We start from the raw sequence: 25,583 nt of genomic DNA, 5'->3' as shown, positions 1-25,583 counted from the left end.
ATGACCGACAACCACACCCACGGCACCGTCGTGCAGGACACGCCGCCCGCCCCGGACGGGCTGCTGGTCGAGCTGTGCGCGGCGGGCAAGTCCTACGGCAACATCCGCGCCCTGCACGGCGTGGACCTGAAGGTCCATGCCGGCCAGGTCACCTGCGTCCTCGGTGACAACGGCGCGGGCAAGTCCACCCTCATCAAGATCATCTCCGGGCTGCACCAGCACACCGAGGGCGAGTTCCTCGTCGACGGCACCGCGGTGCGCTTCTCCAGCCCGCGCCAGGCCCTCGACCGCGGCATCGCCACCGTCTACCAGGACCTGGCCACCGTCCCGCTGATGCCGGTGTGGCGCAACTTCTTCCTCGGCTCGGAGATGACGAAGGGCCCCTGGCCGGTCCGCCGGCTGGACATCGCCCGGATGAAGGCCACGGCCGACGAGGAGCTCCGCAACATGGGCATCGTCCTGGACGACCTGGAACAGCCCATCGGCACCCTCTCCGGCGGCCAGCGCCAGTGCGTGGCGATCGCCCGCGCCGTCTACTTCGGCGCCCGCGTCCTGATCCTGGACGAGCCCACCGCGGCCCTGGGCGTCAAGCAGTCCGGTGTGGTGCTGAAGTACATCGCCGCCGCCCGCGACCGCGGTCTCGGCGTCATCTTCATCACCCACAACCCCCACCACGCCTACATGGTCGGCGACCACTTCAGCGTCCTGCGCCTGGGCACCCTCGAGCTGTCCGCCTCGCGCAGCGAGGTCAGCCTGGAGGAACTGACCAATCACATGGCCGGCGGAGCCGAACTCGCCGCCCTCAAGCACGAACTGGCCCAGGTTCGCGGCGTCGACACCGAGGAACTCCCGGAAGAGAGCGACCTCACCGCACCGGTCGCTCCCTCTGCGGAAGGGACGCCCTGACCATGGCCACCCCCACCCCGCTGGACCGCATCCGGGTCGGCTCGGCCCCGGACTCCTGGGGCGTCTGGTTCCCCGACGACCCGCGGCAGGTGCCCTGGGAACGCTTCCTCGACGAGGTCGGCGAGGCCGGCTACGAGTGGATCGAACTCGGCCCCTACGGCTACCTCCCCACCGACCCGGCGCGCCTGCGGGACGAGGTGGCCCGGCGGAACCTGAGGGTCTCGGCGGGCACCGTCTTCACCGGCATGCACCGCGGCCCGTCCGTCTGGGAGGAGACCTGGGCCCACGTCAGCCGGGTCGCCGCACTCACCCGGGCGACGGGCGCCGGGCACCTGGTGGTCATCCCCTCCTTCTGGCGGGACGACAAGACCGCCGAGATCCTGGAGCCGCCGGAGCTGACCGCCGAGCAGTGGGCACACCTGACCAAGGGCATGGAACGGCTGGGCCACGAGGTCAAGGAGACGTACGGCCTGGACATCGTGGTCCACCCGCACGCCGACACCCACATCGACACCGAGGAACACGTCGAACGCTTCCTGGACTCGACCGACACCGAGCTGGTCAACCTGTGCCTGGACACCGGGCACTACGCCTACTGCGGCGGGGACAGCGTCAAGCTCATCGAGACCTACGGCGAGCGCATCGGCTATCTGCACCTCAAGCAGGTCGACCCGGACGTCCTCGCCGAGGTGATCGCGCACGAGGTGCCGTTCGGGCCGGCGGTGCAGCGCGGAGTGATGTGCGAACCGCCCGCCGGGGTGCCCGAGTTGGGACCCGTCCTGGAGGCGGCACAGCGGCTGGGTGTGGAGCTGTTCGCGATCGTCGAGCAGGACATGTACCCGTGCGAGCCGGACGAGCCGCTGCCGATCGCCGTGCGGACACGGCGGTTCCTGCGGTCCTGCGGGGCCTGACACCCCGGCGCGTGCCCCCGGGTTCCTGCGCAACCACGACGGATTCGGATCCGGGGTGGCCGGGAACCAACCGGGGGCACGCGGCGTTGTCGGTGATGACGGGGGACGCCCGCGGAGACGGGAGGACGAGATGACGCAGCGCAGGGAACCCCGCGAGAGTGCGCAGGACACGGCGGAGGCGGCGGTCCTTCGCCGCGCCCGCTTCGGCTCGCTGCCAAAGCGCATACGCCCGGAGGACACGGTGGAGACCCGCCCGGCCACCACACCCGACCCGGCCCGGGACACCTACAACCCGGACGAGTGGCTGATCCGGTACTGCGGCTGAGACACGCGTGAGGCGCCGGGCGCACGCCCGGCGCCTCTTCGGCCGTTCACCCCTGCCGGACCTCCGCCGGCGTCACCGGGCGGTGCTCCCGGAGGGACAGGGTGCAGGCCTCGGCGATCCAGCCCGCCTCCAGGGCGTCCTCGACGGTGCAGGGGGAGGGGCGAGTGCCGGCGACGACCTCGGTGAACGCGGTGAGTTCGGCGCGGTAGGCCTCTGCGAAGCGGTCCATGAAGAAGTCGTGCGGGATGCCCGCCGGGAAGGTGACGCCGGGTTCGACCGAGCGCAGCGGAAGCTTGTCGTCCAGCCCGACCGCGATCGAGTCCGCGAAGCCGTGGAGTTCCATGCGCACGTCGTAACCCCGGGCGTTGTGACGGGAGTTGGAGACCACCGCGAGGGTGCCGTCGTCCAGCGTGAGGATCGCGCCGGTGGTGTCGGCGTCCCCCGCCGCCCTGATGTAGTCGGCGCCCCGGTTGCCGCCGACCGCGTACACCTCGGTGACCTCACGTCCCGTCACCCAGCGGATGATGTCGAAGTCGTGCACGGAACAGTCGCGGAAGATGCCCCCGGAAGCGGCGATGTACGCGGCCGGCGGCGGCGCCGGGTCCAAAGTGGTGCAGCGGACCGTGTGCAGCGCGCCCAGCTCGCCCGCCCGGACGGCGGCCCGCGCGGCGATGAACCCCGCGTCGAAGCGGCGGTTGTAGCCGATCTGGATCGGCACGCCGCTGTTCTGCACGGCCCGCAGCACCTCGACGCCCTCGGTCATGCTGCGGGCGACCGGCTTCTCGCAGAAGACGGGGACGCCGGCCTCTACGCCGGCCCGGATCAGCGCGGGGTGGGCGTCGGTGGCCGCCGCGACGACCAGGCCGTCCACCCCGGCCGCCAGCAGCGCCTCCGCGGAGTCCGCGACCTCGGCGCCGAACCGCTCGGCGGCGGCCTTGGCCGCGTCCGCGAACGGGTCGGCGACGACGAGGGACTCGACGGCGTCGAGTCCGGAGAGGGTCTCGGCGTGGAAGGCGCCGATGCGGCCGAGGCCGAGGATTCCGATGCGCATGTGCTCCGCAGCTCCTTGTGCGAGGTTTCTGTTGCCGGGGCTCCGCCCCGGACCCGTTCGTCCTTCGGGCTCGTCCTGCATCGCCGGACGGCGGGCTGGTTCCTTTCAGTCGAGTCCGCCGAGAACGTTCTGGTCCCAGTCGATCACCGACCCGGTGACCACCCCGGACCGGTCGGACAGCAGGAACACCACGAAGTCGGCGATCTCGTCCGGCCGGCCCAGTCTGCCCATCGGCAGCTTCGCCGCGGCCTGCTCCCGCCAGTCGTCGCCGGCGCCGTGGAAGGCGCGCTGGGTGGCGTCCTCGCCCTCCGTGGCGGTCCAGCCGATGTTCAGGCCGTTGATCCGGATCCGGTCCCAGCGGTGGGCGTGCGCCGCATTGCGGGTCAGGCCTGCCAGGCCTGCCTTCGCGGCGACGTACGGCACCAGGAACGGCTGGCCGCCGTGCGCCGACGAGGTGATGATGTTGACGATCGTGCCGGGTGCCTTGCGGGCCACCATGTCGGCCACCGCCGCCTGCATCGCGAAGAACGGCCCCTTGAGATTGATGGCGATGTGCGCGTCGAACAGCTCCGGCGTCGTGTCCAGCAGGGTCCCCCGGGCAGTCAGTCCCGCCGAGTTCACCAGGCAGTCGATCCGGTCCCAGACGTCGACCACCTCGGCGACGGCCGCCCCGGCCTGCCCGGCGTCCGCCAGATCGGCGCGTACGAACATCGCCCTGCCCCCGGCCGACGCCAGCTCGGCGACCAGCGCCTCACCCGGTTCCGTACGGCGGCCGGTGACCGCCACGACGGCGCCCTCCCGGACGGCTGCCCGCGCGATCGAGGCACCGATCCCCTGACTGCCGCCGTTGACCAGGACGATCTTTTCCCGAAGCAGTCCGCCGTGAAGTTCCATGACCCGTCCCCGGCCTCCCTCAGCTCTCGCGGCGTTCGGTGCCGGCCCGCAGCTCCGCGCGCAGCCGCTGCGGGGTCCACTCCTCGCGCACCGCGCACCGCACCACGTCCGCCTGCGCCGGCGGGGCCAGACCGTCGACCGGCGGGTCGCTGTCGAGGTCGGTCGGGAAGGGGTAGCCCTCGGCACTCGCCGCGATCACGTTCTCCAGCCACTCGGTGCCGGCACCCTCGGCCGCGCGCCGCAGCAGCACCGGGAACACCGCGTTCGCCACGGCTTCCCGGTCCACCGTCTCCATCGCGCGCCCGAAGGCGGAGGACACCTGGAGCAGGTTCGCCGTACGCCGCACGTCCGCCGTGCGGTTGGTGCCGGCGGCGTGGAACAGCGCCGGGTTGAAGAAGGCCGCGTCGCCCTTGGCCAGCGGGAGCTGTGCGTGCTGTGCCTCGAAGTAGGCCTGGAACTCCGGGAGCCGCCAGGCCAGGTAGCCCGGCTCGTACAGCTGCGAGTACGGCAGATACCGCGTCGGGCCCGACTCCACGGGCATGTCGCAGTGGGCGACCGTGCCCTGCAGGGTGAGTGCCGGCGAGAGCCGGTGCACATGGGCCGGCCAGGCCGCCGCGGCCGCGTTGCTCAGGAAGCCGAGGTGGTAGTCCCGGTGCGCGGTCTGGCCGGCGCCGCCCGGGTTGACCACGTTCACCTGTGAGGTCACCTGGTAGCCGGGGCCCAGCCAGGCCGCGCAGACCAGGGCCAGGACGTCGTTCGCGTAGTAGTCGGCGAACGCCTCCGGGTCGTACAGGGCCGTCTTCTCGAGCGCGTTCCACACCCGGTCGTTGGCGCCCGGCTTCGCGAAGTGGTCGCCGGTGGTGGCCCGCGAGGCCCGCTGCTCGGCGATCAGCGCCTCGAACACGGCCGTGAGCCGGTCGACCACGGACGGGTCCGGGCAGGCGCCCTTGATCACGACGATGCCGGGGCCGTCGGCGAACGCCCGCACCAGCTCGGCCCGCAGGGCGTCGCGGTCCCCGGCGGTGCGCAGCCGCTCGCCCTCGTACACCAGGACGTTTCCCGTCACCGAGGCGGCGTGCGGGTAGTCCGCGAGGTGAGTCGTGCGGTCGATCAGGGCGCGGAAGGCGTCCAGGTCGCAGTCCTGTTCGGACAGCCAGGCGCGGCCTGGCACGGAGGCGACGGACATCGGTGTCCCTCTTTCGATCACGGGCTTTCAGCCCACACGAGCGACGCGGCCCTGTCATTCTTGTCAGTACAAACCCCTCGAACAACCAGCATGAGGCCATCAAAAACCCCTCAAGGAGCCGGTCCATGGGTCATCCCTTCCCGATCCGGGAGATCGCACGTCAGGCGGGTCTGAGCGAGGCCACGGTGGACCGTGTGCTGAACGGCAGGGGAGGGGTGCGCCAGAGCACCGCCGAGGAGGTGCACCGGGCCATCGCCGACCTCGACCGGCAGCGCACCCAGGTGCGACTGGTCGGCCGTACGTTCATGGTCGACATCGTGGTGCAGGCGCCCGAGCGGTTCACCACGTCCGTACGCGCCGCCCTGGAGGCCGAGTTGCCCGGGCTGCGTCCGGCGGTGGTCCGCTCGCGCTTCCACTTCCGGGAGACCGGCCCGGCACCCGAGCAGGTGCGGACCCTGGACCGGATCGCCCGGCGCGGTTCGCAGGGCGTGATCCTCAAGGCGCCGGACGTCCCCGAGGTCACCGCCGCCGTGGCCCGGCTCACCGCGGCGGGCATCCCGGTCGTCACCCTGGTCACCGACCTGCCCGCCAGCGGCCGGATCGGCTGCGTCGGCAGCGACAACCGGGCCGCCGGCGCCACCGCCGCGTATCTCATGGGCCAGTGGCTCGGCGACCGGCCCGGCAACGTCCTCACCAGCCTCAGCAGCGGCTTCTTCCGCAACGAGGAGGAGCGCGAGATGGGATTCAGGAGCGTGATGCGCGCCCGGCACCCCGAGCGCACCCTGGTGGAGATCACCGAGGGGCAGGGCCTGGACGCCACCCAGTACGACCTCGTCCGCGCCGCCCTGCAACGGGACCCGGAGATCAGGGCCGTGTACTCCATCGGCGGGGGCAACGACGCCACCCTGCGGGCCTTCGCCGACCTCGGCCGGGAGTGCGCGGTGTTCATCGCCCACGACCTCGACCACGACAACACCCGCCTGCTGCGCGCACACCGCCTGTCCGCCGTGCTCCACCACGACCTGCGGCATGATCTACGCGAGGCCTGTCACGCCGTGATGCGCTTCCACGGCGCCCTGCCGCCCGCCGGTCCGCTGCTGCCGTCGGCGATCCAGGTCGTCACGCCGTACAACATGCCCGCGCCGACGGACGTCTGAGGGGGAGCGATGACCCGCACCGAAGAAGTGGAGATCGAGGGGGTGCCGATGGTGGCGACCCTCGTACCGGGCCGCGGCGGCATCGGGCTGCTCGCCCTGCACGGCAGTAATGAAGGGGGCACGGCCCAGCTCGCCGAGACGGTGGCCCGTCGCTGCGGTGCCACCAGTCTGGTCTTCACCCAGCCGGGCGCCCGGCGGCCCGTACACATCCCGTCGCCGCGCATGGCGGCCGACGACTGCGTTCTGCTGCGGGAGTTCCTCGAACGGGTCCGTCTCACCGTGTCCCTGCACGGCCACATGCGGCCCGAGGCGCCGCACTCCGTCTTCCTCGGCGGACGTCACCGGGAGGCGGCCCAGGTCCTCGCCGAGGCGCTCACCGCCCACGCCCCGCGCTTCCCGGCCGTCACCGACCTGACGGCGATCCCCTCCGGTCTGCGCGGCGTGCACCCCAGAAACCCGGTCAACCTGACCCCGCTCGGCGGAGTCCAGGTGGAACTTCCCCTCCCGGCTCGCACGAGCGGCGGTACGGACAACCCACCGGGGCGGGTGGCCGACGCGCTGGCGGCGGGCGTCGAAGCGCTGGGCAGGACAGCATCCCTCAGGAGCGCGGGGCTGTGCTGACGTGCGGCCGCCGCCGTGTGGGCGCGGCCGGTCACGACGCCGCAGCGGACGCATGACGACGGCTCCTGCCCCTGGGGGAGCCCTCAGCCACCCTCGACCTCGACCCAGGAACCCGTCCGGGCCGACCGCGTCATCGCGTCGAGCACGGCCGCACTTTGCACCGCGTCGGCGAGCGTCGTGCCGTACGGCACCCGCTCCGCGACCGACCGCACGAACCGGTACGCCTCGATCACCTTCAGGTCGTCGTACCCCATCGCGTTCGCCGCACCCGGCTGGAACGCCGCGAACTCACCGGCCCCGGGCCCGACGTACACCGTGCTCACCGGCTGGTCCTGGTACGTCGAACCCCGGCTCACCGCCAGCTCGTTCATCCGCCGGAAGTCCCAGAAGACGGCTCCCTTCGTGCCGTGCACCTCGAAGCCGTAGTTGTTCTGCTCGCCGACCGAGACCCGGCAGGCCTCCAGCACCCCGCGGGCACCGGAGGCGAAGCGCAGCAGACAGTTGACGTAGTCCTCGTTCTCGACCGGGCCCGGCTCGCCGCCGGAGGCCAGGGCGTGGCCGGCGGTGGCGCCGTCCGGCCGGGCACGCTCGGGCAGGAAGACCGCGGTGTCGGCGGTGAGCGAGACGATGCCGCCGAGCAGGAAGCGGGCCAGGTCCGCGCCGTGCGAGGCCAGGTCGCCGAGCACCCCGCTGCCGCCGCGCGCCCGCTCGTACCGCCAGGTCAGGGCGCCGTCCGGATGGGCCGCGTAGTCGCTGAACAGCCGGATGCGGACGTGGGTCACCGCGCCGATCTCGCCGGAGGCGATCAGATCGCGGGCGGACTCCACGGCGGGCGCGTTGCGGTAGTTGAAGCCGACCGTGCCCTGCACGCCGGCCTCGGCGACCGCGTCGGCGACCGCGCGGGCGTCCGCGACGGTCAGTCCGACCGGCTTCTCGATCCAGATGTGCTTGCCGGCCTCGGCCATCGCCACGCCGATCTCCCGGTGCAGGAAGTTCGGGGCGGTGATGCTGACGGCCCGCACACGCGGGTCGGCGGCCACCTCGCGCCAGTCGCGGGTGGCGGAGGCGAACCCGAACTGCTCCGCGGCCGCCTCCGCCCGCCCCGGCACCTCCTCGGCGACCGCGACCAGCCGGGGGCGCAGCGGGAGCCGCGGATAGTGGTGCGGCAGACGGGCGTACGCCTGGGCGTGCACCCGGCCCATCCAGCCGAACCCGACGACGGCGACGCCCAGCTCATCCACCATGACAGCCCTCCCGGGCTACTTGGACCGGTCCATGTTCTCGCCTGGTCACCTTTGTGCGGACATGGCTGGCGTGTCAACCCTTTGACAGCGCGGCACGCCGCATGGAACGGTCCATGCCATGAGACCGCCGACCATCCGTGACGTGGCCGAACGGGCCGGGGTGTCCAAGTCGCTGGTCTCGCTCGTGCTGCGCGGCTCCGGACCGGTCAGTCCCGGCAAGCGGGAGGCGGTGCTGCGAGCCGTGCGCGACCTCGGCTACCGGCCGAACGCGGCCGCCCGCAGCCTGAGCGAACAGCGCACCCGCACCGTCGGCGTGCTCCTGGACGATCTGCGCAACCCGTGGTTCGTCGACCTCCTCGACGGCCTCAACTCCCCGCTGCACGCCGCCGGTCTGCACATGCTGCTCGCCGACGCCCGGCTGAACCGGCGGATGGGGCACGACCTCGCCGAACCCTTCCTGGACCTCGGCGTCGACGGACTGGTGATCGTCGGCACGGTCCCGGACGCGGGCGGTCTCGGCGCTCTGGCGCGCCGGATGCCGGTGGTCGTGGCCGGCGCCCGCGAGCCCCGGCCGCAGGGCGTGGACGTCGTCGCCGGGGACGACGAGCGCGGAGCCCGGCTCGCCACCGAGCACCTGCTCGGCCTCGGCCATCGCCGGGTCGCTCACCTCGCGGGACACGGCGCGGTCGGCGCGCTGCGCCGGCGCGGGTACGAGGCCGCGATGCGGGCACACGGCGCCGCACCGGTCGTCGAGCCGGGCGATCTCACGGAGGAGGGCGGCTACCGGGGGACCGTACGCCTGCTGAGCCGCCCGGAGCGGCCGACGGCGCTCTTCGCCGTCAACGACATGGCCTCGGTGGGTGCCCTCTCGGCTGCCGGGGAGCTGGGCCTCGAGGTGCCGCGCGACCTCTCGGTCGTCGGCTACGACAACACCAGCATCGCCCGGCTGCGGCACGTCTGGCTGACCACCGTGGACACCTCCCCGTACGAGATCGGCCGGCGCGCCGCCCGCTGCCTGCTCGACCGGTCCGGCCGAACGGGCGGCGAGGGCAGCGTCCACCTCGCCGCGCCGACGCTGGAGATCCGGGGGACGACCGCACCACCTGCTCCGGGAGAGCGCGGCCTCACAGGTTGATCGCGTACGCCTTGCGCAGCGTCTCGTGCACGGTCCACGTCGTACGGTCGCCCGCGCGCAGCACCGTCATGTCGCCCGGCCCCACGGTGAGCGTCGGTCCGCCCTCGACCTCGATCGTGGCCGAGCCGCTGACCACCACGAACACCTCGTCCGCCTCCGTGTCGGTGACCACGCCCGGCGTGATCTGCCAGATCCCGCGGATCTGCCGGCCGTCCGGCGATTCCCAGACCACCTTGCCGGTGACCTCCGGGTTCCCGGAGACGATCTGCCCCGGGTCGAGGGGCTCGGGTGCGAGATCGGCGTCGGGGATGTGGAGCGCGAAGCTGTGCGTCATGCGGCGAGCCTAGCCATCGCCGGGCACCGCCGAAGCCGACAGTGTGTGGGGCATCGGGGCTGGTGGGAGGACACTTCGTCGCTGCGCGCGGACTGGCGGCCGGATGCGCAGCGGGTGATCGTGGGAGACATGGCTGACTCCACGGCGGTCGGCACGGCACCGCCCCGGCGGCACGACACACGTGAGGCCGTCCTGTTCGGCGGTGTGTACGGCGCCGTCCTGGCCAGCTCGATGGTGGCGGCGCTCACCCAGTACGGCCGTACGACCGCCGCCGGCCGCCGCTACGACGCCGTGTGGCTCCTGGTGACCGCCTTCGCCTCCGCCCTCGCGCACGGCTACGCCCACTACATCGCCGAGCGCGCCCCGCACCGCCGCTGGGACGTGCTGCGCGCGCTGCGGGACGAGTGGCCGCTCGTCACGGCCGTGCTGCCCACGGTCTTCCTCCTCGCGGGCGCGGGCTGGGGCTGGTGGTCGCCGAACGGCGTCCAGTACCCGGCGTTCGCCCTCAACATCGTGATTCTCTTCGTCCTCGGCCTGATCACCGCCCGCTGGTCCGCCCGGAGTTGGCCCATGGCGGTCCTCATGGGCGCCGGGGACGCATTGCTCGGGGTGATCGTGGTGGTGGCGAACGCGCTCATCAAATAGGTGATGGCCCCTGGTCTCAGCGGGCCGTGCGTACGCCGTCCAGGGCGATCGCGAGGACCCGGTCGCGCTGGGCGTCGTCGTCGAAGGCCGTGGCCGTGATGCCGGCGACCATCCGCAACAGGTCGGTGAAGTCCATGTCCGTGCGGGCCGCGCCCGCCCGCTGGGCGCGTTGCAGCAGCGGGCCCCCGGCGGCGTACATCGAGTCCCGGCAGGTCTGGAAGATCTCCGACTCGTCGTTCAGCGCCTCGCGCACCGCGCGCTTGGTGACCATGTACCCGGCGAACCGGTCCAGCCAGGCGGTCAGCGCCTCCCACGGCTCCAGGCCGGCGACCTCCACGGCCGCCCGGCACAGGGCGTCGACCTCGTCGGCGTAGACGGTCTCGAAGAGGTCGCGGCGGGTGGGGAAGTTCCGGTAGAGCGTGCCGATGCCGACGCCCGCGCGGCGGGCGACGTCCTCCAGGGAGGCGTCGGAGCCGTGCTCGGCGAACGCCTCGCGGGCGGCAGTGAGCAGGGCGTCGTAGTTGCGGGCGGCGTCCTTGCGGTGCGGGCGGCGGGCCGCCACGAGCTCGCCGACGGGGAACGGCGTGGCCGTCACTGGTGCCTCCCAGAGGAATCGATGAACCGGAGGAATGCATCCGCTTCGGTTTGAACCGGAGGTGCGCCTCCGCTAGAGTGGAGGAACACCTCCACTTTAGCAGTGCGGGGCGGCTCCGCCGTGGGCAGACGTGCCCGGCAGCACGCCCCTTTCGCCCATCACAGCGCTCCCTCTCGGAGAGGCTCTCCCATGCCCCGCAAGTCCACCCGCCTCACCTTCGCGGTCCTCGCGACCGGTGCGGGCGTGTTCTCCATGCTGCAGTCCCTGATCGCGCCGGCCCTGCCGACCGTCCAGCACGCCCTGCACGCCTCCCAGTCGACCGCGACCTGGGTGATGACGGCCTATCTGCTGTCCGCCTCCGTCTTCACCCCCATCCTCGGCCGCGTCGGTGATCTCGCCGGCAGGAAACGCACGCTCGTCGCCGTCCTGCTCGCCGTCCTCGCCGGCTGTCTCGTCGCCGCGCTCGCCCCGACCATCGGGGTGCTCATCGTCGCCCGCGTCGTCCAGGGCGCCGGCGGCGCGCTGTTCCCGCTGTCCTTCGGCATCATCCGCGACGAGTTCGCACCCGCCGAGGTGAGCGGCAGCATCAGCAACCTGTCCGCGGTCATCGCCGCGGGCGGCGGGGTCGGCATGGTGGCCGCCGGGCCGATCGTCTCCGCGCTCGACTACCGCTGGCTCTTCTGGATCCCCGTGGCGATCGTCGCCGCGACCGTCCTGATCGCCGTGGCCTACGTCCCCGAGTCGCCCAAGCGCGCCGAGGGGAAGGTCAGTTGGTACGGCGCCGTGCTGCTCTCCGCCTGGCTGGTGGCCCTGCTGCTGCCGCTGAGCCAGGCCGGGCAGTGGGGCTGGGGCTCGCCGAAGGTGCTCGGCCTGTTCGCCGCCGCCGTCGTGCTGTTCGCCGTGTGGGTCACGGCCGAGGCCCGCTCCCGCACTCCGCTGATCGACCTGCGCGTGATGCGGCTGCCCGCGGTGTGGACCACCAACGCGGCGGCCCTGTTCTTCGGCGCCGGCATGTATGCGATCTGGTCCTTCCTGCCGGGCTTCGTCCAGACGCCGTCCGCGGCCGGCTACGGCTTCGGGGCGAGCGTGACCGCCTCCGGCCTCCTCATGCTCCCGATGCTGCTGGCGATGTTCCTCTCCGGTGTCCTCTCGGGCCGTCTGGAGCCCCGTGTCGGCGCCAAGGCGCTCCTCACCACGGGTGCCACCCTCGGCGCGCTGGCCTGCGGCTTCCTCACCCTCTGGCACGACGCCCAGTGGCAGATCGCCGTCGTGGCCGGGCTGTTCGGCCTGGGCATCGGACTGGCCTTCGCCTCCATGGCCAACCTCGTCGTCGGCAGCGTCCCACCCGAGCAGACCGGCGCCGCGACCGGCATGAACGCCAACATCCGCACCATCGGCGGCTCCATCGGCGCCGCGCTCACCGCCGTCCTGGTCACCGGCCGCCTCCAGCCCTCCGGCCTGCCCTACGCCTCCGGCTACACCCACGCCTGGGCCCTGCTCGCCCTCCTCTGCCTCGCCGCGGCCGGCGCCGCCCTCCTCGTCCCGGCCCGCCGCCCGGACCGCACGACGACCCCCGCCACGACGGCGTCGGCACGGACACCGGTCCAGGTGCGGTAGGGTTGACCTGCGTGATCACACGGGAGACCCCGGGTGAGACCGCAACGGGACGTGGCGCAGCTTGGTAGCGCACTTGACTGGGGGTCAAGGGGTCGCAGGTTCAAATCCTGTCGTCCCGACGTGCGGAAACGCGGATCGGTGGCCGTGTCGGAGTCCATCCGGCACGGCCACCGGTCATTGCGGTGTGACGGATGCTCAGCCGGACGTCCCCGCCGGCGCCGTCGTGGTGGTGAAGCCCTCCTTCTTGTTGGCCGCGAGGGCGAAGTCATTGGTGAACGTCGTACCGAGGTTCACCTTCGAGGTCGCGTGGCCCACCAGCTCCTCCGTGGCCAGGACGTTCTTGGGACCGCCGGCCGGCATGATGCCGTCCGGGAGGAACTGCCCCTTGTCCTGGGTCAGGGCCGAGACGTAGTCGGCCTTGGTGACCAGCTGGTTCTGCACGAACGACTGCGGCAGCTTGTCGGCGATGTCCGCCGCGCTGTGCTTGTCGATCCAGTGCATGGTGGCCACGAGCGCGTCGACGACCTTCTGCACCGCGTCCTTGTGCGAGTTCACCCAGTCGGTACGGGCGATGACACCCGCGGCCGGCCAGGCGCCGCCGGTCGCGGCCTTGGCACCCTCGGTGGTGGCCACGTCGACCGCCGAGTAGCCGACGCCCTTCTTCTCGATCGCGGCGACCGTCGGCTGCGTCGTCATCACACAGGCCACCTTGCCGTTCTGCAGCGCGGCGATGGCGGTGGAGCCCGCGCCGACCCCGATCCGGTGGAAGCCGCTCGTCTTGATGCCCTTCTTGGCGGCCAGGAACTGGGTGAGCGTGTCGGTGCCCGAGCCCAGGTCGGTCACGCCCAGCGTCTTGCCCTTGAAGTCCGCCGCCGAGTGCACCCCGCTCTTGGTGGCGCACATCTCCCGCTCGCCCGGCGCGCCGGACAGCTGGACGACGTCCTCCACCGCCTTGCCCTTCACCTGGAAGTCGATCGTGTGGTTGTACCAGGCGCCCGCCATGTCCACCTGCCCCGAGGCCATGGCGTCCTCGGCGCCGGTGCCGCCGTCCTGCTCGGTGCTCAGCACGACGTTGACGCCGTACTTCTTGTAGAAGCCGAGGTTCTGGGCGAGCTGGTACGGCAGGTAGATCTGCTTGTCGATGCCGCCGACCATGATCCTGACGGTCGGGGTGCCGCCGGAGCCGCTGGAACCGGAACCGGAGGAGCTGCTGGAACACGCGGTGGCCGCGCCGAGGGCGAGGACGGTGACGAGGGACGCGGTGAGGATTCTCTTGGACATGGCGGCTCTTTCGTTCTGAGGAACGGGCGGTGGGGAAGGGGAAGGGGAAGAGGGGAGGATCAGAGGCTGTTGGCCTCGGTGGGGGCCGGCGGGCGCCAGGACAGCAGCCGGTGCTCGAGCTTGCCGATCAGCCACTCCGCGCCGAGCACGATCACCGCGATCACGAGCATCGTGGCGAACACACCGTTGGGGTCGAAGTTGTTCTGCGCGGTCTTGATGACGAGGCCGAGGCCGCTCTGCGCGCCGAGCACCTCGCCGACGAGCGCGCCGACGATGGCGAAGCCGAACGCGCTGTGCAGGCTGGCGATGATCCAGGTGAGCGCGGACGGCACGATGACGTGCCGGATGATCTGCAGCTGGGAGGCGCCCAGCACCCGGGCGTTGGCGAGGATGTTGCGGTCGACCTCGCGGACGCCCTGGAAGGCGTTGAAGAAGACGATGAAGAACACCAGCACGGCGGCGAGCAGGATCTTCGGGGTGACGCCGATGCCGAAGGCGACGATGAAGATCGAGCCGAGCACGATGCGCGGGATCGCGTTCACCATCTTGATGTAGGGACCGAGGACGTCGGACAGATAGCGGCTCTGGCCCAGCGCGACGCCGACGACGATTCCGGTGCCCGCGCCGAGGGCGAAGCCGATGAGCGCCTCCTGGATGGTCGTCCAGATGTTGGCGTAGAAGGAGCCGAACTCGGTGCCGTTCTGGAAGAGGTCGATCAGCCGCTGCCAGATCCCGGACGGCTGCCCGAAGAAGAACGGGTCGACGATGCCCCAGGTGGTGAAGGCCTGCCAGCCGCCGATCACGAAGGCCGCGAGGCCGAGGCGGCCCGCCCAGACCAGGGCGACCCGTCGTCGAGCGGCCCGTTTGGCGGCGGCCGAGGCCGAGGCGTGCCCGCCGTCGGCGACCGGGACGGCGGAAGCGGTGGACGTCGTGCTCATGCCTTTCCTCCTGCGGTGCGTGCGTAGGCGCGCTCCACCTCTTCGCGCAGCGTGTCCCAGATCTGGTGCTGGAGTTCGATGAAGCGGGGCTGGTAGCGGATCTCCTGGACCGAGCCGCGCGGACGGGGCAGGTCGATGTCGAAGACGGCCTTGACCGACCCGGGGCTGGACGTCATGACGACGACCCGGTCGGCGAGCGCCACGGCCTCGTCCAGGTCGTGCGTGATGAAGATGACGGAGGGCCGGATCTGCTCCCACAGGTCCAGCAGTTCGGTCGACATGATCGCCTTGGTCTGCACGTCCAGGGCGCCGAACGGCTCGTCCATGATCAGTATCTTGGGCTCGTTGATCAGCGCCGCGGCCATCGCCACGCGCTTGCGCATACCGCCGGAGAGCTGGTGCGGGTAGCGGTCCTCGAAACCGGCGAGGCCCACCCGGCGCAGCCAGTCCCGCGCCGAGGCCTGCGCCTGCTGCTTGGGCACGCCGCGGAAGACGGGGCCCATCAGCACATTGCCCAGAACCGTCTTCCAGGGCAGCAGCGCGTCCGCCTGGAACATGAAGCTGACACCGTCGGTGATGCCGTCCACCTCACGGCCGCCCACCTTCACCGAGCCCTCGCTGGGCCGGTCCAGGCCGGACACCATGCTCAGCGTGGTCGACTTGCCGCAGCCGGTGGGGCCGACCACCGCACAGAACTGACCCGGCTCCACGGTGAACGACACGCCTTGCAGCGCCGTGAACACCTCACCGGCAGGGGTCAGGAATCGCTTGGTGAGCCCGGAGATCTCGATGCGCGCGTCCCCGCGCTCTGCTGCACCGGCGATCGGGCTCGTCGCGACATCGTTTCGCGAAGCCATGTGAGGCCGTCTCCTTCCACACCTCGTGGGGTCGAGGAAGGCAGACGCTAGAGGTCACCCGGTGTTACGTCGCTGTTTCCCAGGTATCTCGCGAAAGCCGCGTTAACCGGGGTTCTGCTCGTTCTGCTCAGTGAAACGGGGGTGGGCAGAATTTCGGCCATCAGGCACAATCACGCCACCACGGGTCCGGCGTCGGGCCGGCCCGGCACCAAGCGGGACAGAGGCGAAGAGGCACCTGTGACACCCATCCGAGTGCGGATCGGGCGCGGCGGGAGGGGGAGACTCTCCGCGCGGATCCTCGCCAGCCAGCTCGTCATCCTGGCGCTCACCGGCGCCATCGGATTCGTCCTGTTCGCCTTCGCGCAGCGTTCCGCGCTCGATGACACCTACGAGGAGCGGGCCGTGGCCATCGCCCAGACCGCGGCCGCGGACCCGCAGATCCGGCGGGCCATGGAGTACGGCGACCACGGTGACGTGGTGCAGACCGCCGCCGAGCGGATCCGGCGGGCGTCGGGGGCGTCGTACGTGGTGGTGATCGACCTGCACGGGGTCCGCCACTCGCACCCCATGCCGCAGCTGGTCGGCTCGCGGGTGGCCGAGCCGCTCGTGGCGCTGGACGGCCGGCCGCACGTCGGCACCGACCAGGGCGCGACCGGACGGTCCGCCAACGGCAAGGCCCCGCTGTACGGGCCGACCTACCGGCTGGTCGGCGAGGTGTCGGTGGGCATCCCCGAGCGGCATGTGCTCAGCGAGCTGTGGCGCGAGCTGCCCACCTTCGGCCTGTACGCCGCGATCGCCACCACGCTCGGTGCCACGGCCGCGTATCTGCTGGCCAGGCGGCTGAAGCGGACCACGTTCGGGCTGGAACTGGAGGAGATCGCCGGACTGCTGCAGGACCGCGAGGCGATGCTGCACGGCATCCGCGAGGGCGTGGTCGCCTTCGCCCCCGACGGCCGGATCACCGTCGTGAACGACGAGGCCCGCCGGCTGCTCGGACTCGGCACCGCACTCGGCAGGACCGTCGAGGAGGTGCTGCCCGACGGCAGGCTGCGCCGCGTCCTGGACGGCACCCTGACCGGCACCGACGTCAGCGTCCTGACCGACGAGCACTGCCTCGTCGTCAACCGCATGCCGGTCACCCTGCACGGCCGGGAACTCGGCGCCGTGGTCACCGTACGGGACCGCACCGAAATGGTCGGGCTGCTGCGCGAACTGGACTCCGTGCGGGGCCTGACCGACGCGCTGCGGGCCCAGCAGCACGAGTTCACCAACCGTATGCACACCCTGGCCGGCCTGCTCGACATCGGGGAGTACGACGACGCCTACGAGTTCGCCGTCGGCGCGGCCGGCACCGGCCAGGCGCTCAGCGAGTCGGTGCGCAAGCGGATCGGGAACTCGCTCATGGTCGGTCTGATCGTGGCCAAGACCACGGTCGCCGCCGAACGCGGGGTACGGGTCGTGCTGACCGAGGACTCGGCCCTCGGCCAGGACCCGCCGCACCTGCACCGGCTGCTGACCATCGTGGGCAACCTGCTGGACAACGCGGTCGACGCGGCCGGCGAGGGACCGCGCCCGGCGGACGGCCGCGAGGTACGGCTCACCCTGACCGAGAGCCCTCACGAGGTGCGGGTCCGGGTCGCGGACACCGGTCCGGGGATACCGCCGGACGCCACCGAGTCGATCTTCGAGGACGGCTACTCGACCCGGCCGGAACGGGGCACCGCCCGGCGTGGCCTCGGCCTGGCCCTGGTGCACCGGCTGGTGCAACGGCACGGCGGCACCATCACGGTCAGCGAGGGTCCCGGCGCCGTCTTCACGGTCGCACTGCCCCTGCCGGACAAGGCCCTCGCGCCGCAGGGAGCACTGTTCACCAAGGCGTTGCCGGTGGGAGGGGAGCGCTGATGATCCGGACCCTGGTCGTGGACGACGACTTCCGGGTGAGTCACATCCACAGCGAGTACGTGAGCCGCGTCCCGGACTTCCACGTGGTCGGCGAGGCGGCGAGCGTCGCCGAGGCCCTGGAGGCGGTCCGGGCACTGCGCCCCGACCTGCTGCTGCTCGACATCTTCCTGCCCGACGGCAGCGGGCTCGACGTGCTGCGCCGGCTCACGGGGGACGAGGGCGGCGCCCGCCCCGACGCCCTGATGATCACGGCGGACCGGGACATCGAGTCGGTGCGCACCGCCATGAAGCTCGGTGCCGTGGGCTACCTGGTCAAGCCGTTCGGCTCCCCCGACCTGTGCGAACGGCTCACCGCCTACCGGGAGCTCCAGCAGCGCGTGGAGGTGCTCGGCCCGGCCGCCGAGACCGATCAGGCCGATGTGGACGCCCTGTTCAGCGCCGCCCGGCCGCCTGCCGTGCCGCGGGTGCCGGCCAAGGGCCACTCGGCGCCCACCCTGACCCTGGTCCACCAGGCGCTGCGCACCGCGCGCGGCCCGGTGTCGGCGGCCGAGGCTGCCGAACTCACCGGCGTCTCCCGCGCCACGGCCCAGCGCTATCTGTCCTACCTCGTCAAGGAGGGCATGGTCCGCCTGGAGCTGCGATACGGCGCGACCGGGCGTCCGGAGCACCGCTATCGCATCGTCACCTGAAGCGGCGGGCCCCACGGCCCGCCCGGTCGATCAGCCGGTTCCCGCCGGCTTGCGCTGCCGGCGCGCCGCCATCACCGCGTGGACGAGGACTCCGGCGAACAGGAACAGCACGCCCTGGTAGACCGCCGCGTAGCCGGCTCCGGCCATCAGCCAGAGGGAGAAGGCGGCCGCGATGGCGGTGATCACCGAGTCCCGGAGCAGACGGCCCCGGTCCACCGACCTGCCGGAGATCAGGTGGAACAGCTGCGCCGCCGTCGCCAGCAGGTACGGCACGGTCGCGGTGAAGGTGGTGACGAGGACCAGGACGTCGAAGACCTTCCCCGAGCCCGACAGGTAGTTGTACGCCGTGAGCAGGGAGGACAGGACGACGGTGACGCCCACGCCGACCGTCGGCACACCCCGGCGGCGGCGCGCGAAGGCGGCCGGGAACAGGCCGTCCTCGGCCGCGGCGTACGGGGTCTGGGCGCTCAGCAGGGTCCAGCCGTTGAGGCAGCCGGTCATCGACACCAGCGCCGCCAGCGCCACCGCCGTACCGCCCCAGCTGCCGCCGAACATCGAGTTCACGGCGTCGGAGAAGGGGGCCGTGGAGGTCACCAGCCGGTTGTGCGCGACGGTGCCGAAGACGGACAGCGTGCCCAGCAGGTAGACGAGCGCGGCGCCCGCGGTGCCGATCACGGTCGCCCGCCCCACGTTGCGGCGGGCGTTCCTGACCTCGCCGGCGCTCACGGCGGCGGACTCCACCCCGAGGTAGGAGAAGAGCAGCAGGGCGGCGGAGGCGGAGACGGCTCCGATCGCACTGTGCCCGCTCGCGTTGAACGGCCCGAGCCGGGACGGGTCGAAGAAGAACAGACCGCCGACGGCGACGAGCAGCAGCGGTACGAACTTCAGCACCGTCGACACCAGTTGGACGGCGCCCACGTACCGGGTGCCGGCGAAGTTGGCCAGGGCCGGCAGCCACTGCAGGACCAGGGCGGCCAGACACGCGCTCCACTTGTGACCGCCGACCGGGATCAGCACGTCCAGATAGCCGACGGCGGCGACGGCGAGCGCCGCGTTCGACACCCAGGTGGTGATCCAGTACGCCCACGCGGCGAGGAACCCGGCGAAGTCGCCGAAGGCCTCGCGGGCGTAGACATAGGGCCCGCCGGTACGGGGGTCGCGCGCGGCGAGCCGGCCGAAGACCAGGGCGAGGGCCATGGCGCCCACGGTCAGCACACCGAAGGCCACCAGGCTGACCGTGCCGTAGGAGGCGATGGAGGCGGGGAGCAGGAAGATGCCGCCGCCGATGATGTTGCCCATCACCAGCGCGGTCGCGACCGGCAGCCCGAAGCGGCGGGTGTGCTTGTCGGTGGGGTCGTGGGTGCCCCCGGTGGGAACCTGGTGGGTCTCCGAGGAGGCCGGAGCCGACGGGGGGACGGTTCCGGTGACGTGCATGGGGGGTGGACCTCTCGTCGAACAGATGTCCCAGGATCGCCGGGACGGGCCCATGGTCCGGGAAGACCCCATGCGTCGCAAAATCGCCGCTTTTTGTGTGGACCGCCCCACGCCGGCCACGTAAAAAGTGCACCTGAGGGACCTTTGCGCAGTGAAATGTTCGGCCAGCGCTCCGCCCGGGTCCCCGCCTAGGGCTCCCGCTCGGCCTCGCCGTTCGCCCACAGGCTGCGCACATGCCCCAGATGTCTGGTCATGATCGCGTGGGTGGCCTCCTCGTCCCGTTCCAGCAGGGCGTCGAGGAGCTCCAGGTGCTCCTGGGCGGAGGCGAGCAGCCGGCCGGCTTCCACGAGGGCGGTAAGGCCGTAGAGGCGGGAGCGCTTGCGCAGGTCGGCGACGACCTCGACCAGGTGGGCGTTGCCCGCGAGAGCCAGCAGCCCGAGGTGGAAGCGGGTGTCGGCCTCGACGTAGGCGATCAGGTCGCCCGCCACCGCCGCCGTGACGATCTCGCGGGCCGCCGGGCGCAGTGCCTCCAGGGAGACCCGGTCGGCGGTGCGGGCCAGTCCTGCCACGGTGGGGATCTCGACGAGGGCGCGGATCTGCGTGTACTCGTCCAGCTGCTTGTCGGAGACGGCGGTGACCCGGAAACCCTTGTTCGGCACGGTGTCGACCAAGCCCTCCTTGGCCAGGTCCAGCATCGCCTCCCGCACCGGCGTGGCCGAGACGCCGAAGCGGGCGGCGAGCGACGGCGCGGAGTAGACCTCGCCCGGCCGCAGCTCGCCGGCTATCAGCGCGGCGCGCAGCGCGTCGGCGACCCGCTCGCGGTAGCTGCTGCGCCGGCCGCCGAGCCGGGGGAGTGCGGGCATCTCCGTGCCTCGCTCGGTTGGTGCCATGTCACGCATCACCGGCTGAGTCTAGAGGATGCGCTACAGGACGAAGCCCTCCGGGAAGGGATCGGTGGGATCGAGGAGGTACTGCGCGGTCCCGGTGATCCACGCGCGGCCGGTGAAACTCGGCAGGACCGCCGGGCGCCCCGCGACCTGTGTCGTACCCAGCAGCCGTCCGGTGAAGCGCGTGCCGATGAAGGACTCGTTCACGAACTCGGTGTGCAGCGGCAGCTCGCCGCGCGCGTGCAGCTGCGCCATGCGCGCGCTCGTGCCCGTGCCGCACGGTGACCGGTCGAACCAGCCCGGGTGGATGGCCATCGCGTGCTGCGAGTGGCGTGCGGTGGCACCGGGCGCGTAGAGGTGGACGTGATGACAGCCCCGGATGGAGGGGTCCTCCGGGTGCACCGGTTCCGCCTCGGCGTTGATCGCGTCCATCAGCGCCAGGCCCGCCGCCAGGATGTCGTCCTTGCGGGAGCGGTCGAAGGGCAGCCCGAAGGCGTCGAGCGGCAGGATCGCGTAGAAGTTGCCCCCGTAGGCGAGGTCGTAGGTGACCGTGCGGCCGTCGGGCAGGGTGATCCTGCGGTCGAGGGCGACGGCGAACGACGGCACGTTCCTCAGCGTCACGTCCCGTGCGGCGCCGTTCTCCACGGTCACCTCGGCGACCACCGGCCCCGCCGGGGTGTCGAGCCGGATGGTGGTCACCGGCTCCACGACCTCCACCATGCCGGTCTCGACCAGCACGGTCGCGACCCCGATGGTGCCGTGCCCGCACATCGGCAGATAGCCGGAGACCTCGATGTAGATCACCCCCCAGTCGCAGTCGGGGCGGCTCGGCGGCTGCAGGACCGCGCCGCTCATCGCGGAGTGCCCGCGCGGTTCGTTCATCAGCAACCGCTTGATGTGGTCGCGGTGTTCGCGGAAGTACAGCCGTCGGTCGTTCATCGTCGCACCCGGTAGGGTGCCGATCCCGCCGGTGATCACCCGGGTCGGCATGCCCTCGGTGTGCGAGTCGACGGCGTGCAGGACGAGTGTGCTGCGCACGCTGTTCGGCCTCCTTGTCAGACGAGCCCGGCGGCGACGGCCTTCTCGGTGGCCGCACGCACCTCGGCCGCCTGCCCGGGCGGCAGCGGAACCCGCGGCGGGCGCACCGGTCCGCCGTACCGGCCGACGACGTCCATGGACAGCTTGATCGCCTGGACGAACTCCACCCGCGAGTCCCAGCGCAGCAGGGGGTGCAGCTGCCGGTACAGGGGGAGTGCGGTGGTGAGGTCCTCGGCCGTCGCGGCGCGGTACAGCTCCGCCGAGACCCGCGGGAGCGCGTTCGGGTAACCGGCCACCCAGCCCTTGGCGCCGGCCACCGCCAGCTCCAGCAGGACGTCGTCGGCGCCGATCAACAGATCGAGTTCGGGGGCGAGTTCGGCGATGCGGTAGGCGCGGCGGACGTCGCCGGAGAACTCCTTGACGCCGTGGATGTGGCCGTCGCCGTGCAGCCGGGCGAGAAGTTCGGGCACCAGGTCGACCTTGGTGTCGACCGGGTTGTTGTACGCCACCACGGGCAGTCCCGCGCGGGCGACCTCGGCGTAGTGGGCGAGGACGGAACGCTCGTCGGCGCGGTAGGCGTTGGGCGGCAGCAGCATCACCGACGCGCAGCCGGCCTCGCCCGCCTGCTCGGCCCAGTGCCGGGCCTCGGCCGAGCCGTACGCGGCGACGCCCGGCATCACCCGCTCGCCGCCGATCGCCGCCACGGCCGTCTTCACCACCCGCGTGCGTTCCTCGGGGGTGAGCACCTGGTACTCGCCGAGCGAACCGTTCGGTACGACCCCGTCGCAGCCGTTCTCGACCAGCCACGAGCAGTGCTCGGCGTAGCGGTCGTAGTCGATCGACAGGTCGTCGCGCAGCGGGAGGGCGGTGGCCACGAGGACGCCGCGCCACGGGCGGGCGGGGAGGTGGTCCAGGTGTGGGCTCATGCTGTCGTTCCCCATTCAATAGTGTGTGACATGGTACTGAGCGGGTCGCCGTGTGGACAGGCTCTGCCACGGCTCGTCAGTCGTCCGGCAGCCCGGCGAGGACGCCGAGCGGTACCGGTCGTGCGAAGGGGCGGCGTCCGGGCGTGAGGGGGCATCCGCTCAGGCCGGCCACCGCGGGCGCGCACATCCGGCCCTGGCACCAGCCCATCCCGGCCCGCGTGAGCAGCTTCACGGTGCGCAGATCGCCGGCGCCGAGCGGACCGGCGGCCGTTCGGACCTGCCCGGCGGTGACCTCCTCGCAGCGGCACACCACGGTCGCGTCGGTGATCCGGTCCGCCCAGCCCGCGGGCGGCGCGTACACCGCCGTGAGCGCCGTGAAGAACGTCCGCTGCCGGTTCCTGGCCCGCGCGGCCGCCGCCCAGGAGTGCGGGTCGGGGGCGGTGCCGTGCAGGCGGGCGACGATCGAGCGGCCGGCGATGTGTCCCTCGGCGAGCGCGAGGGCCGCTCCGCCGATGCCGGTGGTCTCCCCGGCGGCCCACACCCCGGGCACGTCGGTGCGCTGTTCGTCGTCGGCGTGTACGGCGGTGCCGGACAGGGTGCAGCCCAGGGTCTCGGCGAGGTCGGTGTGCGGCAGCATGCCGTGGCCGACGGCGAGGGTGTCACAGGGGAGGCGGCGCGCGCTGCCGGGCCGGATCCGCCCGTCCTGTTCCAGCGCGCCGACGGTGACCGCCTCCAGCCGGTCGGTGCCGTGCGCCTCCAGCACGGTGCGCCGGAGGAGCACGCGTACCCCGTGACGCGCCAACTGCCCCGCGTACCAAGCCCCTTCCGCGAGCTTGCCGGGATCCGCACCGAGCGCCGGGGCCCGGCGCAGCAGGGCCGCCGGGCCGGTGGACTCCACCAGCGCGGACACCCGCGCTCCGGCCGCGGCCAGTCCCGTGGCCACGGGCAGCAGCAGCGGTCCCGTGCCCGCCACCACGACCGTGCGGCCGGGCAGCACCAGGCCGCCCTTGAGCATGGCCTGTGCGCCACCTGCCGTGACGACTCCGGGGAGGGTCCAGCCGGGGAAGGGCAGGACGTGTTCGTAGCCGCCGGTGGCGAGCAGGAGGGCGTCGGCGCGGACGGTGACCCCCTCCTCCTGCGCCGCGCCGCACAGGGCGTGCACCGAGAAGGAGTCCCGCTTCCGTTCGACGCACCACACATGATGATCCGTCAGGTGAGTGATCCGTCCGGCGGCGATGTGCCGTGCGACGCCGTCACGCAGTCGTTCCCAGGTGCGCCACCGGTGGTGCAGGGCCTCGGGGCTGCGGGCGCCCAGAGCGCGTGCGGGTTGCCGGTAGAACTGGCCGCCGGCCTGATCGGCCGCGTCGAGGAGGGTCACCCGTACGCCCCGGGCGGCCGCCGCCAGTGCTCCGGCGAGCCCCGCCGGGCCCGCCCCGACGACGGCGAGGCGCGCTCGCTCAGTCATCCACCCGTCCCGTCCCCTCCTGAGTGCGGATCACATCGCCCGGGTGCACCGGCACCAGGCAAGCCCGTTGACTGACACGGCCGTTGACGGTCACCAGGCAGTCGAAGCACACCCCGATCCCACAGAACACCCCGCGGGGTTGGTGGGCACCGCGGGTGCTGCGCCAGGACGTCACGCCCGCCGCCCACAGCGCCGCCGCGACCGTCTGCCCGGGAAGGACTGCCAGGGGCCGGCCGTCGAAGGTGACGGTGAAGGCATCGCCCGGCCGGGCACGGGTCAGCTCCAGGGGATTCACGTGTCGCCTCCGTCGGTGTCGGCCTGCTCGAACCGCTCCGGCCGGAACGGTGTGAGGTCCAGCTCCGGTGTCCTGCCGGCGAGTACCCGCGCGATCAACTGCCCGGTGCCGGTGGCCAGTCCGATGCCCGCGCCCTCGTGGCCGCAGGCGTGGAACAGCCCCGGCACGCGCGGGTCGGGGCCGATCGCCGGAAGGTGGTCGGGCAGGTACGGGCGGAAACCCGCGTACGTCCGCAGCGCGCGGACCCGCTCCAGGAACGGGAACAGTCCGATCGCTCCCGCCGCGAGCGCCCGTACGGCCGGCAGGGACAGCGAACGGTCGAAACCCACCCGTTCCCGGCTCGCGCCGATCAGCACCGGCCCGGCGGCCGTGCCCTCCACCACCGGCGAGGTGCGCAGGGAGGCCGAGTCGCTCGCGACGTCGGCCACGTAGTCCGCGGCGTACACCTTGTGCCGGATCATGCGCGGCAGCGGCTCGGTGACCAGGACGAAGCCGCGGCGCGGGAGCACCGGCAGCCGCACACCCGCGAGCGCGGCGATGCCGCCGCCCCAGGTGCCGGCCGCGTTCACCACCGCCGGTGCGTGTACGTCGCCCCGGTCGGTGCGGACGCCGGCCACCCCGCCGGCTGCCGTACGCAGGATCCCCGTCACGGTCCATCCGGTGAGCAGGCGGGCACCGGAGGCGCGCAGCAGGTGGGCGGCGGCAAGGGCGGGCATGACCTGGGCGTCCTGCGGATAGTGCACACCGCCCGCCATGCCGGTGGCCAAGTGGGGCTCCAGCTCCCGGAGTCGGTCCGCGGTGACCGGGTCGGCCGCGACTCCGGCGGTTCGCTGTGCGTCGGCGAACGCCTGCAGCGCGGTGAGGGTTTCGGGGGCGGAGGCGACCACCAGGCCGCCCTTGGGCTCGTACTCGGCCTGCGGGCCCAGCTCGTCGCCCAGCCGTGCCCAGAGCCGGGCCGACAGCAGGGCGAGCTCGAGTTCGGGGCCCGGTTCCTTGTCGGAGACGAGCAGGTTGCCCTCCCCGGCGCCGGTGGTGCCGCCGGCCACCGGGCCCCGGTCCACCACCCGCACGTCGAGGCCGGCGCGTGCGGCGTACAGCGCACAGGCCGCACCCACCATGCCGGCTCCGACGACCACGACATCACAGGTCAGCCGCTTCGCCACACGCAGTACTATGTCACATGTTTCTGCGGCTGAGGAGGGTTCGGGTCCCGGGTGTCCGTTTTCGGGTCCCGAGGAGGGTCCGGAGTC

The 25,583-nt window shown here is 72.3% G+C and carries 26 protein-coding genes and 1 tRNA gene; 11 read left to right on the top strand and 16 right to left on the bottom strand.

Annotated features, from left to right (window positions below; genetic code table 11):
* From ABZ919_RS01330 to ABZ919_RS01320, 3 genes are all read left to right on the top strand, one after another.
* Window positions 1-906: an ATP-binding cassette domain-containing protein gene (locus tag ABZ919_RS01330; RefSeq protein ID WP_361240967.1), complete on the top strand. Its 906-nt coding sequence runs from the start codon at window positions 1-3 to the stop codon at window positions 904-906.
* A 2-nt stretch (window positions 907-908) separates the two neighbouring features.
* Window positions 909-1,817 carry a sugar phosphate isomerase/epimerase gene (locus ABZ919_RS01325; RefSeq protein ID WP_361240964.1) on the top strand — a complete coding sequence of 303 codons (909 nt, stop codon included), beginning with the start codon at window positions 909-911 and terminating at the stop codon, window positions 1,815-1,817.
* Window positions 1,818-1,947: 130 nt separating this feature from the next.
* Window positions 1,948-2,142 (top strand): hypothetical protein, encoded by a 195-nt coding sequence (locus tag ABZ919_RS01320; protein WP_361240961.1) that lies wholly within the window; start codon window positions 1,948-1,950, stop codon window positions 2,140-2,142.
* 46 nt (window positions 2,143-2,188) lie between these two features.
* Here ABZ919_RS01320 and ABZ919_RS01315 read toward each other — a convergent pair whose 3' ends face one another.
* The 3 genes from ABZ919_RS01315 to ABZ919_RS01305 form a co-directional block, all read right to left on the bottom strand.
* Complete coding sequence (locus ABZ919_RS01315; RefSeq protein WP_361240958.1) at window positions 2,189-3,193, bottom strand: Gfo/Idh/MocA family oxidoreductase; 1,005 nt, start codon at window positions 3,191-3,193, stop codon at window positions 2,189-2,191.
* A gap of 105 nt (window positions 3,194-3,298) precedes the next feature.
* Window positions 3,299-4,087, bottom strand: coding sequence for an SDR family oxidoreductase (locus tag ABZ919_RS01310; protein WP_361240955.1), 789 nt, complete (start codon window positions 4,085-4,087; stop codon window positions 3,299-3,301).
* Window positions 4,088-4,106: 19 nt separating this feature from the next.
* Complete coding sequence (locus ABZ919_RS01305) at window positions 4,107-5,273, bottom strand: phytanoyl-CoA dioxygenase family protein (protein WP_361240952.1); 1,167 nt, start codon at window positions 5,271-5,273, stop codon at window positions 4,107-4,109.
* 125 nt (window positions 5,274-5,398) lie between these two features.
* Between ABZ919_RS01305 and ABZ919_RS01300 the strand changes: the two genes are divergently transcribed.
* Window positions 5,399-6,430, top strand: coding sequence for a LacI family DNA-binding transcriptional regulator (locus ABZ919_RS01300; protein ID WP_361240949.1), 1,032 nt, complete (start codon window positions 5,399-5,401; stop codon window positions 6,428-6,430).
* Between the two features lie 9 nt (window positions 6,431-6,439).
* Window positions 6,440-7,051, top strand: a complete 612-nt coding sequence (locus ABZ919_RS01295) for a poly-gamma-glutamate hydrolase family protein (protein WP_361240947.1) — start codon at window positions 6,440-6,442, stop codon at window positions 7,049-7,051.
* Between the two features lie 83 nt (window positions 7,052-7,134).
* Here the strand turns inward: ABZ919_RS01295 and ABZ919_RS01290 are convergent, their stop codons facing one another.
* Window positions 7,135-8,295, bottom strand: coding sequence for a Gfo/Idh/MocA family oxidoreductase (locus ABZ919_RS01290; protein ID WP_361240944.1), 1,161 nt, complete (start codon window positions 8,293-8,295; stop codon window positions 7,135-7,137).
* 118 nt (window positions 8,296-8,413) lie between these two features.
* On the opposite strand from ABZ919_RS01290, the gene ABZ919_RS01285 reads away from it, so the two are divergent.
* On the top strand, window positions 8,414-9,430 hold the full coding sequence (locus tag ABZ919_RS01285) for a LacI family DNA-binding transcriptional regulator (protein WP_361240941.1): 1,017 nt from the start codon (window positions 8,414-8,416) through the stop codon (window positions 9,428-9,430).
* Here ABZ919_RS01285 and ABZ919_RS01280 read toward each other — a convergent pair.
* Window positions 9,420-9,764, bottom strand: coding sequence for a cupin domain-containing protein (locus ABZ919_RS01280; protein ID WP_361240938.1), 345 nt, complete (start codon window positions 9,762-9,764; stop codon window positions 9,420-9,422). The two genes, ABZ919_RS01285 and ABZ919_RS01280, sit on opposite strands and share 11 nt — an antisense overlap.
* A gap of 129 nt (window positions 9,765-9,893) precedes the next feature.
* On the opposite strand from ABZ919_RS01280, the gene ABZ919_RS01275 reads away from it, so the two are divergent.
* A complete protein-coding gene (locus ABZ919_RS01275; protein ID WP_361240935.1) occupies window positions 9,894-10,409 on the top strand; it encodes a hypothetical protein in 516 nt (171 codons plus the stop codon).
* A gap of 16 nt (window positions 10,410-10,425) precedes the next feature.
* Here the strand turns inward: ABZ919_RS01275 and ABZ919_RS01270 are convergent, their stop codons facing one another.
* Window positions 10,426-11,004 (bottom strand): helix-turn-helix domain-containing protein, encoded by a 579-nt coding sequence (locus ABZ919_RS01270; RefSeq protein WP_361240932.1) that lies wholly within the window; start codon window positions 11,002-11,004, stop codon window positions 10,426-10,428.
* Between the two features lie 189 nt (window positions 11,005-11,193).
* Between ABZ919_RS01270 and ABZ919_RS01265 the strand changes: the two genes are divergently transcribed.
* Window positions 11,194-12,621 (top strand): MFS transporter, encoded by a 1,428-nt coding sequence (locus ABZ919_RS01265; RefSeq protein WP_361240930.1) that lies wholly within the window; start codon window positions 11,194-11,196, stop codon window positions 12,619-12,621.
* A 45-nt stretch (window positions 12,622-12,666) separates the two neighbouring features.
* Window positions 12,667-12,740: transfer RNA gene (locus tag ABZ919_RS01260), tRNA-Pro, on the top strand.
* Window positions 12,741-12,816: 76 nt separating this feature from the next.
* On the opposite strand, the gene ABZ919_RS01255 is transcribed toward ABZ919_RS01260, so the two are convergent.
* The 3 genes from ABZ919_RS01255 to ABZ919_RS01245 are packed head-to-tail and all read right to left on the bottom strand — an operon-like array spanning window position 12,817 to window position 15,697.
* Complete coding sequence (locus tag ABZ919_RS01255) at window positions 12,817-13,902, bottom strand: ABC transporter substrate-binding protein (protein ID WP_361240927.1); 1,086 nt, start codon at window positions 13,900-13,902, stop codon at window positions 12,817-12,819.
* Between the two features lie 59 nt (window positions 13,903-13,961).
* Window positions 13,962-14,840 (bottom strand): ABC transporter permease, encoded by an 879-nt coding sequence (locus ABZ919_RS01250; protein WP_361240924.1) that lies wholly within the window; start codon window positions 14,838-14,840, stop codon window positions 13,962-13,964.
* Window positions 14,837-15,697, bottom strand: a complete 861-nt coding sequence (locus tag ABZ919_RS01245; RefSeq protein WP_361240921.1) for an ABC transporter ATP-binding protein — start codon at window positions 15,695-15,697, stop codon at window positions 14,837-14,839. Before ABZ919_RS01245 ends, ABZ919_RS01250 begins: the two co-directional genes overlap by 4 nt.
* 237 nt (window positions 15,698-15,934) lie before the next feature.
* Between ABZ919_RS01245 and ABZ919_RS01240 the strand changes: the two genes are divergently transcribed.
* Together ABZ919_RS01240 and ABZ919_RS01235 are read left to right on the top strand one after the other, a co-directional pair.
* The gene (locus ABZ919_RS01240) at window positions 15,935-17,599 is read left to right on the top strand and encodes a sensor histidine kinase (RefSeq protein ID WP_361240918.1); all 1,665 of its coding nucleotides are present in this window, start codon (window positions 15,935-15,937) and stop codon (window positions 17,597-17,599) included.
* On the top strand, window positions 17,599-18,288 hold the full coding sequence (locus ABZ919_RS01235) for a response regulator (protein ID WP_361240915.1): 690 nt from the start codon (window positions 17,599-17,601) through the stop codon (window positions 18,286-18,288). Before ABZ919_RS01240 ends, ABZ919_RS01235 begins: the two co-directional genes overlap by 1 nt.
* Window positions 18,289-18,318: 30 nt before the next feature.
* Here ABZ919_RS01235 and ABZ919_RS01230 read toward each other — a convergent pair whose 3' ends face one another.
* The 7 genes from ABZ919_RS01230 to ABZ919_RS01200 form a co-directional block, all read right to left on the bottom strand.
* Window positions 18,319-19,722, bottom strand: coding sequence for an amino acid permease (locus tag ABZ919_RS01230; protein WP_361240912.1), 1,404 nt, complete (start codon window positions 19,720-19,722; stop codon window positions 18,319-18,321).
* 188 nt (window positions 19,723-19,910) lie between these two features.
* Window positions 19,911-20,585, bottom strand: a complete 675-nt coding sequence (locus tag ABZ919_RS01225; RefSeq protein WP_361240909.1) for a GntR family transcriptional regulator — start codon at window positions 20,583-20,585, stop codon at window positions 19,911-19,913.
* 60 nt (window positions 20,586-20,645) lie between these two features.
* Window positions 20,646-21,647, bottom strand: a complete 1,002-nt coding sequence (locus tag ABZ919_RS01220) for a proline racemase family protein (RefSeq protein WP_361240906.1) — start codon at window positions 21,645-21,647, stop codon at window positions 20,646-20,648.
* 17 nt (window positions 21,648-21,664) lie between these two features.
* Window positions 21,665-22,573: a dihydrodipicolinate synthase family protein gene (locus ABZ919_RS01215; protein WP_361240903.1), complete on the bottom strand. Its 909-nt coding sequence runs from the start codon at window positions 22,571-22,573 to the stop codon at window positions 21,665-21,667.
* A 76-nt stretch (window positions 22,574-22,649) separates the two neighbouring features.
* Window positions 22,650-24,038, bottom strand: a complete 1,389-nt coding sequence (locus ABZ919_RS01210) for an NAD(P)/FAD-dependent oxidoreductase (RefSeq protein WP_361240900.1) — start codon at window positions 24,036-24,038, stop codon at window positions 22,650-22,652.
* Entirely contained in the window at window positions 24,031-24,333 is a 303-nt protein-coding gene (locus ABZ919_RS01205; protein WP_361240897.1) for a (2Fe-2S)-binding protein, read from the bottom strand. The genes ABZ919_RS01210 and ABZ919_RS01205 overlap by 8 nt, the downstream gene beginning before the upstream one ends.
* The gene (locus ABZ919_RS01200) at window positions 24,330-25,496 is read right to left on the bottom strand and encodes an FAD-binding oxidoreductase (RefSeq protein WP_361240894.1); all 1,167 of its coding nucleotides are present in this window, start codon (window positions 25,494-25,496) and stop codon (window positions 24,330-24,332) included. The genes ABZ919_RS01205 and ABZ919_RS01200 overlap by 4 nt, the downstream gene beginning before the upstream one ends.
* Between the last annotated feature and the right edge of the window lie 87 nt (window positions 25,497-25,583).

The sequence above is a fragment of the Streptomyces sp. NPDC046759 genome (assembly GCF_040645475.1).
In the GTDB taxonomy this organism is placed as follows: Bacteria; Actinomycetota; Actinomycetes; order Streptomycetales; family Streptomycetaceae; genus Streptomyces.
This window is presented reverse-complemented; position numbering and strand designations above follow the sequence as displayed.